Genomic DNA, 14,958 nt, shown 5'->3' with positions numbered 1-14,958 from the left:
TTTAATATTACGGGGTTAAACCGACCGGATTTCGATACCAACTTTGAATGAGTAAGGCTGCTGCAAAACTATCTGCAGAAAGTTTTTTTGCTCGACCTTGCTCTTGGTAGAAACCGAGTTCTTCTCGTGCTTCACGTGTAGTTAGACGCTCATCTACCATTAATGTTTCAATATTGGTTTGATGGCGTAAACGTCTCGCAAATTTGCGGGCACGTGTAGAAAGTTCTGACTCGCTATCATCCATATTCAGAGGCAAACCAACCAAAAATAGATCAGGTTGCCATTCTTTCACGATTTTTAAGAGCTGATCCCAGTTTGGAATTCCATCTTTCATCACAAATAGAGGGAGGGGATTGGCACTTTCAATTGATGATTGGCCAATCGCCATTCCCATTTTTTGAGTACCAAAGTCAAAAGCCATAATCGATTTTGATTGTGTTTCGGTCATTAAGCATGTCCGATTTCAGATGCTAACCATGCACGATCTACACCGATTTTTTTATAGGCTGCATCCCAACGATCGTCATAAGGCAGGTTAAAAATCAGATCCATATCGGCATCACAAATGAGCCAGTCACCGCGCGTAATTTCATCTTCTAACTGGTTTTTACCCCAGCTCGCATAACCTAAAGCAATTTGATATCGACCGACACCTTCATTGTGGGCAATCGCATCAAGAATATCTTTACTGGTAGTAATACAAACATTTTCACCTACAGCAATAGATGAATGCCATGTCGGTTGTCCAGTATGAAGAACGAATCCAGCCTCGGGACGTAATGGCCCACCTTGTAAAACCACATGTGGATTTACATTGTCTGCTTCAATGTCGAGATCATTGAGTAATTCTTTAATTTGAATGCCGGAAGGGCGGTTAATAATAATGCCTTGAGCACCTTCTTCATCATGACGGGCAAGATAAATTACAGTGTTTGCGAAAAAGTCATCTGCCATTTCTGGCGGGGCAATCAGACAACGGTGAGTCAGATATTGTTTGGTCACCTAAGCGGTTCTCCCTCAAAAAATGTCACTAGAGGGTCTCTCGACCCTTTTATCTATATAGGTTCTTTTTATCAACATACAAGAGTTAATCGGATTTCGCCAATCTTTTTCTCTCATTTTTTATTAATTTGAAGAAGCCTGAAATTTAAGTTGGCGTAATTGTTTTGCGTGTTGCAAGGTTGTTTCATTAATTTCAACACCACCTGACATGCGAGCTAACTCAGAAATAATTTGATTTTCATCTAATTCAACAATTGTACTGCTTGCTGGATCAGTTTGTTGTTTCTTCACTAGTAAATGCTGATCTGATTGTGCAGCAACTTGTGCCTGATGAGTAATACATAAAAGTTGAACATGTTGGGCTAGGTCGGCAAGTAAACGTCCAACAACTTCTGCTGTACCACCACTAATACCAACATCAATTTCATCAAACACTAACACTTCTGCTTCGGTTTTTTCAGCGTTCATGACTTGCATGACAAGTGCAATACGTGAAAGTTCACCACCTGAAGCTACTCGTGCTAATGGTTGTGGAGGAATACCCTTATTGGCAGTAAATAATAGTTGAATAAAACTTAAACCCTCAGCAGTAGGTTGCTCTAGTGGTTCAAACTTAAACTCAAAATGTGCCTCTGGCAGCGCTAAAGGTTTAACTTGTTCGGTTAATTGTTTAGCAAGTGGAGCAGCCGCTTCACGACGAATATTGTCTAAATGCTGAGCTTTCTCCAAGAACTCCTCATGCGACTTTTCAACTTGTTCTGCCAATGTTTCTGGGTCTTCAAGTTGATGTAATTGCTCAAGCTCACTTTGCCAAGCTTCATATTCTTCTTTAAGCGTTTCTGGTTGAGTTCGGTATTTCCGTGCCAGACGGTGGAAAACTTCCAACTTGGAATTTAGTTCTTCCATTCGCTCTGGATCAAAACTTTGACGATCAATAAATTGACGCAAGTTTGCCGTTGCATCATCTATTTCACTTTGAGCATTGAGTAAAGAATTATAAATCTCGGAAAGTTGTTCGCTACGGCCCGCGTGGGATTCTAATCTACGAATAATCGAAGACATTTCTTGAGTAATGTTTTGCTCAGCTTCATCAAGTACATTTAGGCTGTAGCTACAATCTTGCATGATATGTTCATGATGACTGAGGCGATCGAACTCTTGCTCAATTTCTTTATAGTCAGTTTGAATGACCTCTTCGAGCTCTTCAATTTGATGCTCTAAAGTACCAATACGCTGAAGTCGGGTTGCTTGTGCATCTAAGGCTGCTTGATGCAAACGAATGGTACGTTGCCATGTGCTATAGGCTTCACGTACATCATTCGCTTCAGCATAAAAATTGTTATAACGATCTAACCAATGCTTTGGATAAGGTGGTTCAAGCAGCTGCTGCTGGCTGTGCTGACTATAGAGCTGAACCAGCAAGCGACCTAATTCTTTGAGTTCAGATAGACTGCTCGGGCGTCCATTGACCCATGCTTTACTACGGCCAGTTGCAAAAATAACACGACGTAAATGAATTTCCCCAGAATCATCATCTAGCTCGTGGTCTTGGAGCCATTTTGCTTCAGGACTATTATTTTGATAGGTAAAAACAGCGGTGATATCCGCTTTGTCCGAACCGTAACGGACATAATTTGTATCTGTACGTTCCCCTAGGCAGGCAGAGAGTGCATCCAGTAATAATGATTTTCCGGCACCTGTTTCGCCTGTTAGAACATTAAATCCTTGTTCTATATCAATAGCCAAATGATCAGCTAATGCAAAATTAATTAAAGTTAAATGTGTGAGCATAAACGCATCCAACGCGCCAAATTATGGGTTAAAGATAGAGAAGTTTTGAATTTGCTACAAGTGATCTATTATTCTAACTGAAATTATAGAACAGCAAGATTGCGGATATTTACAATGAAAAAAACATTAAGCTTACCGAAACCACCAATAGGGATGATCAACCGCCATAAAAAAAATAATCCTGCGGAAATGAATAAAATTTTAAATCAGTATTTTAATGCATTTAAACAGGCAGCAGCACAAGGGGATTATGCCAAAGCTTATCAACATGTTAAACAAGCTGTTAATTTGGTTCCCAAGCATGCTGGCGCCTTATCAGATTTAGCTTATACCGAATTGCGCTTAGGCCGTTATAACGATGCCCATCAACATTATTTACAAGCGATTCAAGCAAGTGGAGCTAATGTAAATACAAACTTATATGATGGACTCACAGAAGTTTGTCATCATTTAAAGAAAAAAGAAGAAACAATCAAATTTGGACGCTTGGCAATTGCAACCAAAAAAGAATTAGCGAAGAAAGAACCTGTTTTGGCGATTCCAGATCAGGTACCATCAGCATTTAGTGCAAATCCTCAAGAAAATATTATTGCTTTTTCATTGTTTGGGGCAAACCCCCGCTATTGTGAAACCTCTATTTTAAATATTCAGTTAGCCAAACAAATTTATCCAGAATGGACATGTCGCTTTTATGTCGATGATACTGTGCCAGTACTGGTGCAACAGCGTTTAAAAGAGAAGGGCGCGCAAGTTATTCAGGTTACAGATTCTCAAAAACAGTTATCTGGTTTGTTTTGGCGCTTTTTGGTGATGGATGATCCGACAATTAAGCGTTTTCTGATACGTGATGCCGACTCTATTGTCTCGCACCGCGAAAAAGCAGCTGTAGATGCTTGGCTCAAGAGTGATAAATGGTTTCACTTAATGCGAGATAATTATTCTCATACCGAGTTAATTTTGGCGGGAATGTGGGGTGGATGTACGGGGATTTTTCATAATATTGAAGCACATATCAGGGATTATGTTGCCACCGGACGTTATCTGGATAATCGGGTGATGGATCAGCATTATTTGCGCTACTGTATTTGGCCGACTTTAAAACAAAGTGTGCTTATACACGATAGCCAGCAATTCGATTCAGATGCTATCGATTTTCCAGCTTATGATCTGGCGTTAATGCAAAACGACAGCGAAAATTTTCATGTAGGAATGAATGACGGTTCACCGGTAGTTGCTACAGCAGTTGCCCATCCAACTGCACAGAGAGTGTGTTGGGTACTTCTAGATGAAAATCAGGTCGAAGTTTGCAGATACGATGCAATTGTGTCGAATAGTCGAAATATTGAGATTAACTTACCTTATGCTTTTGCCAAAAAAATTCAGGCACAGCAGTGGAAATTACAAGTCTATCCGTATGAAAACTGATTGATTAGTTATTTAGGCACAATTAAACTACATTCATCATAATTTATATAAATACGGCATTATCTGGAGAGTGTGCATGAGTTCAACCCAATTTGATCATGTAACGGTCATCAAAAAATCAAACGTTTATTTTGGTGGAGCATGTATCAGCCATACCGTGCAATTTGAAGATGGAACAAAAAAAACACTAGGTGTTATTTTGCCGACTGAGCAAGCTTTAACTTTTGAAACCCATGTTCCTGAGCGTATGGAAATTATTTCAGGTGAATGCCGTGTAACAATCGCGGACAGTAATGAAAGTGAGTTGTTCCGTGCAGGTCAATCATTTTATGTGCCTGGTAATAGTCTTTTTAAAATCGAAACTGATGAAGTACTCGATTACGTGTGCCATTTAGAAGGCTAAGAAATTCCTATTCAAATCGGGTACACTATGCCCAAAGAAATCCTGTGAAGTTGGCTTTGCAGGATTTTTATTTTTTTGCTCAAACGTTGTTAGAGGTCATGCATGGCAAAACCGGAATATTATTATGGCGTTCATTCAGTGGAGTCATTGTTAGAACTTGAACCGGAACGTGTGCTAACCCTGTTTACTTTAAAAGGACGGGATGACCAGCGTTTGCAAAAGATTTTGCAATTGGCAGAGCCTTTTGGAATTAGTGTACAAAAAGCAAGCCGTGATAGTCTCGAAAAGCTTGCAGGTCTACCGTTTCATCAAGGCGTGGTTGCAGCAGTACGTCCGCATCCGACTTTAAATGAAAAAGATCTAGATCAGATATTGGCTGAAACCCCAGATGCTTTATTGCTGGCATTAGATCAGGTGACAGACCCGCATAACTTAGGGGCTTGCATCCGTACCGCTGCTGCAATGGGCGTGCAAGCAGTGATTGTACCTCGTGATCGTTCAGCAAGTTTAACCCCAACAGCTCGTAAAGTTGCAGCGGGTGGAGCTGAAAAAGTTAAATTTATTCAAGTCACAAACTTGGCTCGTACATTAGCCCATCTCAAAGAGACGACTCATACACGTGTGATTGGCACTATGCTTGATGAAAGTGCAATGCCAATTCAAAAATGTGATTTCGCGGGTCCCGTCGTGATCGTGATGGGAGCAGAAGATACGGGTTTACGCCCAATTACACAGGCACAGTGTGATCATAAAGTTTATATTCCGATGTCTGGAAATTTACAGAGTCTAAATGTGAGCGTGGCAACGGGTATGGCACTTTATGAGGCTTGCCGTCAGCGTTCTGAGGTATAATCTAGCTGCCTTTCTAGTTTGTAAGCAGTCTTGATATGTCTCCCCGTAAGCAAGGTTATTTTTTTGTATTGGTGACCATGTGCATTTGGGGCGGGTTTACACTTTTTGCCCGTTTAAATGCACAGTGGCACATCAGTGCTTGGGACATTGCTGCACTGCGCTTTGCTATCGCCTTCCTGATTTTGATGCCTATTCTAATCTATAAGAAAGATCTCGCTTTTTTATGGAGTAAGCACGCTGTTATTTTGGCGCTCATTGGCGGAGTTATTTATTGTCTTACCGTCTATACCGCGTTTCTCTATGCTCCCGCTGCACATGCTGCCATTTTTTTAAATGGTTGTATTCCTATTTGTACTGCAATTGCAGCATACATTTTATTTAGACAACCATTTGATAAGCACACATGGGTGAGTCTGGCAATTATGATCACTGCCTTGGCTCTCATGAGTGTGTTGATGTTGCGAGGTAATGCTTCTGCTTTTGGCGTGGGGGATTTACTTCTTTTTATTAGTGCGATTTGGTGGGGCATTTTCACTGTATTACTTAAACAGTGGAAACTTTCCGCATGGCACTCTATGGCGAGTGTTGCGATTTGGTCTGCAATTATTTACTTACCCATCTATGCTTTATTCTTACCTAAACATTTCATGGAAGTCAGTCCTGTTCATCTAGCGATACAAGGTATTTTCCATGGTGTGTTTGTCGTGATTATTGCGACATTAACCTATGTTGCGGCTATCCAAAGACTTGGTGCTTTTAAAACGGGAAGTATTGTTACTTTGGCGCCGTTTATTGCTGCTATTTTAGCTGTACCTTTACTTGGCGAGTCATTAAGCTCATCAATTGTAGTGGGCTTAGTAGGTATGGGAATAGGCGCTTTACAGCCTTGGCGCTGGTTTCGACAAGATAGCTTGGCACAAAAGATTCAGCAGCAAAATAAGCAAGATTAGTTGGCGCGCTTCAAATAGCTTTGATGTAAAGGCTCTAATTGCTGATATAAATGTTCGAGTAATCCGTCATTAAACACAATGTCATTGGCAAGTTCACGTTTACGCTCGCGTGGCATTTGTGCTGCAATAATTTTCTGGATTTGTTCTTGGTTTTGCCCATCTCGCTGGCTTGCACGCTGAATTTGAGTTTGTTCACTCGCATCAACTAATAGAGTGTGATTAACCAATTCATGCTGGTTGGTTTCAAAAAGTAGGGGTGAAACTAAAATCACATAAGGACTTTTTGGGTTTTGTAGCTGTTGAACAATAGATTGGCGAATGGCTGGATGCGTGATTTTCTCAAGTGTTTGTCTTGCTTCAGGGTTTTGAAAAATATATTCACGTAGTGCACGGCGGTCTAGATTGCCGTCGGGTTGAAGTACCCAATCTCCAAAAGTTTGTTGGATTTTTTGAAGGGCAGGTTGGCCTTTTTCAACCACTTCGCGAGCAACAATATCGGCATCGACGACTTGGATTCCTTGGGATTCAAACCATTGTGTTGCAGCAGATTTTCCACTGCCAATACCACCTGTGACTCCCAAAATAAAAGCCATCTTAACCTCCCAAATAAATTTTCATAATTTGGTCACCCCATAAAAAGGCAACCCAACCCGCAATGGCAATATATGGCCCAAACGCAAAGGGCTGATTATCATTACGTAATTTTAGTAAAATGATGCCAATAATTGCACCTAGTAAAGATGACAATAGCACAATTAATGGCAGCATCAATGGCCCCATCCACGCGCCTAATGCGGCAAGCAATTTAAAGTCGCCGTAGCCCATACCTTCTTTGCCTGTAATCACTTTAAATAAGTAATACACAATCCAAAGACATAAAAAGCCGATTAAATATCCCCAAATGGCTGAGTTAGGCGAGGTGTAAATACTAAAGGTATTAATACCTAAGCCGAGCGCAGCCAAAGGTAGGGTGAAACGGTCAGGTAGTAGCTGAGTATCAAAGTCTATAAATGTTAAAGCAATCAAAATCCAAGTGAGCACTAGCCCCCAAAGCATTTGTAGGGTTGGACCAAAAACCATGACGACTACTAATGAACATAGCATCGTGAGTAATTCAATCGCTGGATAACGAATGCTAATAGGATGTTGGCAATGGCCACATTTTCCTCTTAACATTAACCAGCTTATAACTGGAATATTTTGATACCAACGGATCGGTTGCTGACATGCAGGACATGATGAAGCAGGTTTACTTAATGTCAGCTTTTCATACTCAATGATGGGTAGTTCGGGATTAAGCAACATTTGACATTCCTGTTGCCAATCTTGTTCCATCATTTTGGGGGTGCGATAAATTACCACATTCAAAAAGCTACCAATACATAGGCTCAATAGTGCGACTGCAATATAAAGTGCAGTTAAGTTTTGAATAAAATAAGCAATAATTTCTTGCATTATATGACTGAGCCCATTTGGAAAATTGGAAGATACATAGCAATCACTAGACCACCTACGAGCACCCCTAAAATTGCCATGATTAAAGGTTCCATCATTGAAGTTAATCCATCAACGGCATTATCAACTTCATTTTCATAATAAGTGGCAACTTTATCGAGCATGCTGTCTAGTGCACCAGATTCTTCACCAATTGCGACCATTTGTATAGCCATAGATGGAAAACGATTTGAAACACGCATTGCAAATTGGAGTTGTTGGCCTGTAGCAACATCTTCACGAATTTTCATGACGGCTTCTTCATAAATGACATTGTTGGTTGCACCAGCCGTTGACTCAAGCGCATCAATGAGCGGAACACCTGCGGCAAACGTAGTGGCTAAAGTACGGCTATAACGGGCAATAATCGCCTTATAAACCAGATCACCAAAGATAGGTAGTTTCAGGGTGAGTTTATCTAAACCATCACGAAATTTTTTGCTGCGCTTCTTGGCTTCCAGAAAGGCAGCAATCACTGCTCCAATCACAATAATCATAATGAACCAGTATTCCTGCATCCATTTCGACATATTCACGACCATTTGGGTGAATGCAGGTAAATCTGCACCAAAAGAAGAAAACAGGTCTTGGAAAACAGGCACTACTTTAACCATCAAAATAATGGTAACAACCACAGCAACTACAATAACCGTTGCTGGATATTTCATAGCCTTCTTAATTTTCTGTTTAAGCAATTCACTTTTTTCTTTGTAAATTGCTACACGGTCCAACATGGTTTCAAGTGCACCAGATTGTTCACCAGACTCTACAAGAGAACAAAACAAGTTATCGAAGTGTTGAGGATACTTTCTTAAAGCTGAAGCAAAGGTACTACCACCTTCAACTTCGCCTTTAATACCGAGTACTACCTCGCGCATAGCAGGGTTTTCTAAACCTTCCGCTACAATTTCAAAGCCTTGTACCAGTGGAACCCCTGCTTTCATCATCGTTGCAAGTTGACGGGTGAAAATCGTGATATCGAGTGTGGATACTTTCTTCTTGAATAAACCTTCAAGAATATTTTTACGCTTTTCTCGAATATTACGGACAGTTACCCCTTGTTTGCGTAGGGTGACTTTGGCTAAGGCCATATTCTTAGCCGGAAGTTCTCCCTTAATTTTTATGCCCTTACGGTCAACCCCTTCATAAGCAAAAGTCGGCATCATTTGTGCCTTTTTCACAGTCATGAATTATCCTTATTTTTAAATTGTCTTTTATTCACTGCTCACACGGTTGACTTCTTGTAAAGAAGTAACCCCTTGCATGACTTTCTTTAATCCTGAACGACGCAGATTATTAAACCCCAGTTTTTCAGAAGCAGCAGCGATTTCTAAAGCATTGCCATCTTCCATAATAATCTTGGAAATTTCAGGTGTAACTTTCATTACCTCGTAAATACCTACTCGACCTTTATAGCCTTCACGACACTCAGTACAACCGACAGGCTGGAAAATTTGAAAATCGGGATGGGTTAAATCTTGGTCGGTAAAGCCCATTTCTAATAGGCTCTGTTTAGGAATGTCGGCAGGTGTTTTACACTGTGGGCATAACCGACGCGCCAAACGTTGAGCAATCACCAGATTGACAGACGTTGCGATATTAAAGGATGGAACACCCATATTACGTAGGCGAGTAAGTGTTTCTGGCGCACTATTGGTATGCAGTGTGGACATTACCATGTGACCGGTTTGTGCAGCTTTAATCGCAATTTCAGCCGTTTCTAAGTCACGAATCTCACCGACCATAATAATGTCAGGGTCTTGACGTAAAAATGATTTCAGTGCGGCCGAAAAAGTAAGACCTACTTTTGGGTTAACGTTAACCTGATTAATGCCTTCAAGGTTGATTTCGACTGGATCTTCGGCAGTGGAAATATTAGAGCTTTCAGTATTTAAAATATTTAAGCCAGTATATAAAGATACCGTTTTACCAGAACCGGTAGGACCTGTAATTAAAAGCATACCTTGTGGTTTATCGAGTGCTTCTAAAAAAAGAGCTTTCTGATCTTCTTCATATCCTAAAGCATCAATTCCGAGCATTGCGCTAGATGGATCGAGAATACGCAGAACCAGTTTTTCACCAAACAAGGTTGGAAGTGAGTTCACACGAAAATCGATTGCTTTAGTTTTTGATAACTTAAGCTTGATACGACCATCTTGAGGCACTCGTTTCTCGGAAATATCCATTTGAGACATGACTTTTAAACGTGAAGCCAAACGGTTAGCCAATTGCAAAGGTGGATTTGCAATCTGACGTAACACGCCGTCGACTCGATAACGGACCCGATATGATTTCTCATAGGGTTCAAAATGTAGGTCTGAAGCCCCCATACGAATCGCATCGATGAGTAATTTATTAATATATTTAACAATAGGTGCTTCATCGCCTTGAGGTGTTTCTTCCTCATCCTCTTGTGAGGGTGGAGCTTCAAGGTCTACATCAAGATCAAACTCTTCATCACTAAATTCGAAGCTGCTTTCTTCGGTAAATTGCTGCGCCAGAATTTTCTCAAGCTTATGGTGCTCGACAATAACTGGTTCAACCATGAGCTTGCTATTAAAGCGAATGGCATCAATTGCTTCAATATTACTCGGGTTGCTGGTTGCGACATATAAAATCTGTCCTCTTTGTATGAGAGGTAAGACCCGATGTTTTAAAACTAGTTTCTGATCGACCAAATCTTTGGGAATTTGGCTTGTATCGTAAACATCCAGATCAAAATATGGTTCAGCAAATTCAATAGAAATTGTTTCAGCTAATAAAGAAGAGGAAAGATGAACCTCTTCAATCAGGTACGCAACCGTATCCCGTTTAGCTCTCTTTGCTGCATCTAATGCTGTTTGCATGGTCGCTGCCGACACATGTTTTTCTTCGACTAATCGTCGAAAAAACCCCGAAAATTTTGGAGATGTATGTATGACTGACATCTGCCTACCTGTGCTCATATGTTTATAATTGGTATATAAAAAATTATACTTTTGTTATCTAAAATTACTACCTGAGAAAATGATGCTCTGGTCTTGATCCACTCGCCAAAGCTTGAACTAGTCGAAGTTTTTATTCATTAATTTTTAAAAGACGATTCTTTAGACTCGATAAAGTTTTATAACTGTTTTCAATTAGTAGAAAAGATATGGGCAAAGCCGTTAAAGAAAAGTATCTGAAATTTGTATAAATGCGTGTAGAATGTGCTGCATTTTTGATGAAAGGTGAGCCGTATGTCGGGTTCGACGATTACGCCTTGGGTAGTTGGCAACTGGAAAATGAACCCAATGCGTGCCAATGCCAAACAACTTATAGAAGAATTTAAACAACTATTGCAACAAAACCAAATTGCAGATGAAGGCTGTCATGTAGGGGTTGCTCCAGTTTCTATTGCGCTTGCAATGGTACAAACACAATTGCAAGATGCTGCAAGAACAGTATATACAGTTGCACAAGATGTATCACGTGTAGCGGGTACTGGCGCTTATACTGGCGAAGTCAGCGCAGAACTATTAAAAGATAGCCAAATTAATTTTGTACTGGTTGGGCATTCTGAGCGCCGTGATATTTTTGGCGACAACGTTGAAATTTTGAAAGCTAAACTCCAAAATGCATTAAATGCGGGCTTGACTGTCATTTATTGTGTTGGTGAAAGCCTCGAACAACGTGAACAAGGTTTGGCAGAGCAAGTTGTATTGCAACAAATTTGTGATATTGCTCCTGTAGTAACTGTTGAGCAGTGGCAAAAGCAAATTGTAATTGCTTATGAGCCAATCTGGGCAATTGGGACAGGTAAAACTGCTTCTCCACAAGATGCACAGGCAATGCATGCTAAGATTCGTGAAGGTTTAAGTCAGATTACCTCAGCGGGTTCAGACATTGCGATTTTATATGGCGGTAGTGTAAAAGCTGAAAATGCAGTTGAATTGGCGGCATGTCCAGATATTAATGGTGCGTTGGTAGGCGGTGCTTCATTAAATGCAGCATCTTTTTATCAAATCGTACAAGCCTTTGCACAAAGTAAATAACGAGGATAGGGTATGCACTCTTTTGTACTGATCGTACATATTATTTTAGCGGTACTGATGATTGCCTTAATTCTAGTGCAACACGGTAAAGGTGCTGATGCCGGTGCTTCTTTCGGCGGTGGCGGAGCAGCAACTGTATTCGGTGCATCAGGTTCAGGTAACTTCCTTACTCGACTTACTGCTATCTTAACAGCGTTGTTTTTTGTGACGAGTTTAACTCTCGCTGTTTTTGCGAAAAAACAGACTACTGATGCATATAGTTTGAAAACTGTACAAACTACAGCGCCAGTTCAAACGACATCGCCTGAAACTTCACCAAATGCACCAAAATCGAGTCAATAATTCGAAATAGGGCTTTCCTTTTGCAGTGGGAAGGACTAGAATGCGTCCCACAAGCTGCGGTGGTGGTGGAATTGGTAGACACGCTACCTTGAGGTGGTAGTGCCTTCGGGCGTGGGGGTTCAAGTCCCCCCTTCCGCACCAACTTTGAACCAGAAAGTTGAGTGCAAGCAGTTTTTTGATGCGGGATGGAGCAGTCTGGTAGCTCGTCGGGCTCATAACCCGAAGGTCGTTGGTTCAAATCCAGCTCCCGCTACCAATTTGATTAAGGTGCAACTTAATCAAGCGAATATTAGATAAGTTTACATTGACTTTTTTCGATATTTGTATATAATTTTTGCACGTTGATGCGGGATGGAGCAGTCTGGTAGCTCGTCGGGCTCATAACCCGAAGGTCGTTGGTTCAAATCCAGCTCCCGCTACCAAGTTTCTTAAAAGAGGCTCACAGACAGGTGGGCCTTTTTGCACAGTGGACTATTGTTTTCTGTGCTAAATAGGGGCGATTAACGCCCTTTTTTATTGGTTATCGTATCGCTATCGTGTAGTGTCGACATCAATTGGTCAAATAGTCATGCTTCACTATAGTAGGTCTGTGTCGGTTAAAACAACCGATTGAATCGCACGAGAATGACGAGAGTAAATGAAATTATCAAATAAATCCCAAGCATTGCATGACTTAATTGTTCCTGCAGTGGAAGCATGTGGTGTCGACCTTTGGGGAATCGAGTTTCTCCCACAAGGTAAACGTTCATTATTGCGTATTTATATCGATAAAGCGGTAAGTGAAGATGCTGAGCCTGTAATTAATGAAGATGGCGAAGTAGAACTAGGCCGTGGTATTGGTGTACAAGATTGTGTGCGTGTAACACAACAAGTTGGCGCAATGTTGGATGTTCATGATCCAATCTCAGGTGAGTATTCATTAGAAGTTTCTTCACCGGGTTGGGATCGTCCATTTTTTCAACTAGAACAGTTACAAGGCTACATCGGACAACAAATTGCTTTGCGTTTAATTGCAGCAGTAGAAAACCGTCGTAAATTTCAAGCAAAACTTATCGCAGTAGACCTTGAAAATGAAGAAATTCAGGTTGAAGTTGATGGGAAGCATGTGCTTGTGATCGACAGCAACAATATCGATAAAGCAAACTTGATCTATCAAGATTAAATTTATTTAAATTTTATAAGAAATCGGTAGGTGACTTATGGGCCGCGAAATTCTTACCGTTGTTGAAACGGTTAGTAATGAAAAAGGTGTTAGTCGTGAAGCGATCTTCGAAGCTTTGGAACAAGCTCTAGTTGCTGCAACGAAGAAAAGATTTTACGAAGGTACGCATGCTGAAGAAGCTCAGCTTCGTGTAGAAATTGATCGTAAAACTGGTGATTACCGTACGTTCCGTCAATGGACTGTTGTGGCAGATGAAGATCATGAAATGCCAGCTTGCCAAGATGCAATTTCTGACGTTGATCCAGCTAAATGGTCAATTGGTGACGTGCGTGAACTCGAAGTAGAGTCTATTGAGTTTGGTCGTATTGCTGCACAAATTGCAAAACAAGTTATTGTACAAAAAATTCGTGAAGCTGAGCGTGCTTTAGTTGCTGATGCATACGAGTCTAAAGTTGGTGAGTTAATTTACGGTGAAGTGAAAAAACAAACCAAAGATGGCTTCATTATCGACTTAGGCGACAACGCAGAAGCTTATCTTGCACGCGAAGAGATGATTCCAAAAGAAATTCTTCGTCCAAAACAACGTGTAAACGCTATTTTATATAATGTTAACCGTGAAGGTCGTGGCGCTCAGTTGTTGTTATCACGCGCTAAGCCTGAAATGTTAATTGCTTTAATGAAAAAAGAAATTCCTGAAATTTCTGAAGAAATTATTGAAATTAAAGCAGCGGCACGTCAACCGGGCGTTCGTGCTAAAATTGCAGTGAAAACAAATGATCACCGTATTGACCCTGTAGGTGCATGTATTGGTATGCGTGGTACGCGTATTCAAGCTGTACAACAAGAGTTAAATGGTGAACGTATTGATGTAGTGGTCTGGTCTGATGATCCGGCTCAATACATTGCTAGTGCATTAGAACCAGCTGATGTTTCAGGCATCGTGCTTGATGAAGATGCAAGAAGTGCCGACATTATTTTTGCAACCAGCGATCAATTAGCTCGTGCGATTGGCTCTCAAGGTCAAAACGTTCGTTTAGCTTCTGATTTAACTGGCTACAAACTCGACATGATGCTTGAAGAAGAGTATCGTGCTCGTCAGCAAAATGAAGCTCAGCAATATCTTGATATGTTTGTATCACGTCTCGATATTGAAGAAGATTTAGCAATGGCATTGGTGGAAATGGGCTTCACTTCTTTAGAAGAGATTGCTTATGTTCCTGCTGAGACTTTTGACGAAATTGAGCTTGATGCTGAATTGGTTGAGTTATTGCAAAGTCGTGCAAAAGAAGCAGCCCTTACTGATGCTTTGAAACAGCAAGAAAATATTCAAGAACCGAGCGCAGACCTTCTCACTATGGAAGGCATGACTTCTGAGATCGCTTACTCGCTTGCCGCTCGCGGTATTATTACTGTCGACGATTTGGCAGATCAAGCTACTGACGATATCTCTGATATTGAAGGACTTGGTCATGAAAAAGCAGGTCAATTGATCATGAAAGCTCGCGAATCATGGTTTAACTAGGA

The 14,958-nt window shown here is 40.8% G+C and carries 15 protein-coding genes and 3 tRNA genes; 11 read left to right on the top strand and 7 right to left on the bottom strand.

All coding sequences use genetic code 11. From position 1 onward, the window contains the following. Positions 1-7: 7 nt before the first annotated feature. The 3 genes from ruvX to recN form a co-directional block, all read right to left on the bottom strand. Entirely contained in the window at positions 8-448 is a 441-nt protein-coding gene (ruvX, locus tag MKL33_RS08395; RefSeq protein ID WP_002115066.1) for a Holliday junction resolvase RuvX, read from the bottom strand. Then, positions 448-1,002 (bottom strand): YqgE/AlgH family protein, encoded by a 555-nt coding sequence (locus MKL33_RS08390; protein WP_002114753.1) that lies wholly within the window; start codon positions 1,000-1,002, stop codon positions 448-450. The genes ruvX and MKL33_RS08390 overlap by 1 nt, the downstream gene beginning before the upstream one ends. Before the next feature lie 123 nt (positions 1,003-1,125). Then, positions 1,126-2,793, bottom strand: a complete 1,668-nt coding sequence (gene recN / locus MKL33_RS08385) for a DNA repair protein RecN (protein WP_068527242.1) — start codon at positions 2,791-2,793, stop codon at positions 1,126-1,128. Positions 2,794-2,907: 114 nt separating this feature from the next. On the opposite strand from recN, the gene MKL33_RS08380 reads away from it, so the two are divergent. The 4 genes from MKL33_RS08380 to MKL33_RS08365 all read left to right on the top strand — a co-directional run bounded on the left by MKL33_RS08380 (position 2,908) and on the right by MKL33_RS08365 (position 6,423). Next, positions 2,908-4,218: a tetratricopeptide repeat protein gene (locus MKL33_RS08380; RefSeq protein WP_068527244.1), complete on the top strand. Its 1,311-nt coding sequence runs from the start codon at positions 2,908-2,910 to the stop codon at positions 4,216-4,218. A 76-nt stretch (positions 4,219-4,294) separates the two neighbouring features. Next, positions 4,295-4,621, top strand: coding sequence for a pyrimidine/purine nucleoside phosphorylase (gene ppnP, locus MKL33_RS08375; RefSeq protein ID WP_002115102.1), 327 nt, complete (start codon positions 4,295-4,297; stop codon positions 4,619-4,621). 102 nt (positions 4,622-4,723) lie between these two features. Beyond that, positions 4,724-5,473, top strand: coding sequence for a 23S rRNA (guanosine(2251)-2'-O)-methyltransferase RlmB (gene rlmB / locus MKL33_RS08370; protein WP_016142380.1), 750 nt, complete (start codon positions 4,724-4,726; stop codon positions 5,471-5,473). Positions 5,474-5,508: 35 nt separating this feature from the next. After that, on the top strand, positions 5,509-6,423 hold the full coding sequence (locus MKL33_RS08365; protein WP_068527246.1) for a DMT family transporter: 915 nt from the start codon (positions 5,509-5,511) through the stop codon (positions 6,421-6,423). Here MKL33_RS08365 and coaE read toward each other — a convergent pair. The 4 genes from coaE to pilB are packed head-to-tail and all read right to left on the bottom strand — an operon-like array spanning position 6,420 to position 10,844. Then, positions 6,420-7,016 carry a dephospho-CoA kinase gene (gene coaE, locus MKL33_RS08360; protein ID WP_032070755.1) on the bottom strand — a complete coding sequence of 199 codons (597 nt, stop codon included), beginning with the start codon at positions 7,014-7,016 and terminating at the stop codon, positions 6,420-6,422. The two genes, MKL33_RS08365 and coaE, sit on opposite strands and share 4 nt — an antisense overlap. A 1-nt stretch (position 7,017) precedes the next feature. Continuing rightward, the gene (locus MKL33_RS08355; RefSeq protein WP_068527248.1) at positions 7,018-7,878 is read right to left on the bottom strand and encodes a prepilin peptidase; all 861 of its coding nucleotides are present in this window, start codon (positions 7,876-7,878) and stop codon (positions 7,018-7,020) included. After that, positions 7,878-9,104 carry a type II secretion system F family protein gene (locus MKL33_RS08350; RefSeq protein WP_002114869.1) on the bottom strand — a complete coding sequence of 409 codons (1,227 nt, stop codon included), beginning with the start codon at positions 9,102-9,104 and terminating at the stop codon, positions 7,878-7,880. Before MKL33_RS08350 ends, MKL33_RS08355 begins: the two co-directional genes overlap by 1 nt. Before the next feature lie 27 nt (positions 9,105-9,131). Further along, a complete protein-coding gene (gene pilB, locus MKL33_RS08345; protein ID WP_270906796.1) occupies positions 9,132-10,844 on the bottom strand; it encodes a type IV-A pilus assembly ATPase PilB in 1,713 nt (570 codons plus the stop codon). A 291-nt stretch (positions 10,845-11,135) separates the two neighbouring features. On the opposite strand from pilB, the gene tpiA reads away from it, so the two are divergent. From tpiA to nusA, 7 genes are all read left to right on the top strand, one after another. Continuing rightward, positions 11,136-11,930 carry a triose-phosphate isomerase gene (gene tpiA / locus MKL33_RS08340; protein ID WP_270906795.1) on the top strand — a complete coding sequence of 265 codons (795 nt, stop codon included), beginning with the start codon at positions 11,136-11,138 and terminating at the stop codon, positions 11,928-11,930. A gap of 12 nt (positions 11,931-11,942) precedes the next feature. Further along, positions 11,943-12,272, top strand: coding sequence for a preprotein translocase subunit SecG (gene secG / locus MKL33_RS08335; RefSeq protein WP_002115012.1), 330 nt, complete (start codon positions 11,943-11,945; stop codon positions 12,270-12,272). A gap of 56 nt (positions 12,273-12,328) precedes the next feature. Further along, positions 12,329-12,413: transfer RNA gene (locus tag MKL33_RS08330), tRNA-Leu, on the top strand. 38 nt (positions 12,414-12,451) lie between these two features. After that, positions 12,452-12,528: transfer RNA gene (locus MKL33_RS08325), tRNA-Met, on the top strand. A gap of 89 nt (positions 12,529-12,617) precedes the next feature. After that, positions 12,618-12,694: transfer RNA gene (locus tag MKL33_RS08320), tRNA-Met, on the top strand. Positions 12,695-12,909: 215 nt separating this feature from the next. Beyond that, positions 12,910-13,434, top strand: a complete 525-nt coding sequence (gene rimP / locus MKL33_RS08315; RefSeq protein WP_002114922.1) for a ribosome maturation factor RimP — start codon at positions 12,910-12,912, stop codon at positions 13,432-13,434. 37 nt (positions 13,435-13,471) lie between these two features. After that, positions 13,472-14,956 (top strand): transcription termination factor NusA, encoded by a 1,485-nt coding sequence (gene nusA, locus MKL33_RS08310; RefSeq protein WP_002115134.1) that lies wholly within the window; start codon positions 13,472-13,474, stop codon positions 14,954-14,956. The last annotated feature ends 2 nt before the right edge of the window (positions 14,957-14,958 follow it).

Origin of the sequence: Acinetobacter sp. AOR43_HL (assembly GCF_027854635.1) — a bacterium.
Classification (GTDB): Bacteria; Pseudomonadota; Gammaproteobacteria; order Pseudomonadales; family Moraxellaceae; genus Acinetobacter; species Acinetobacter pittii.
The sequence above is the reverse complement of the archived record's forward strand: the minus strand, read 5'-3'. Positions and strand labels throughout refer to the sequence as shown.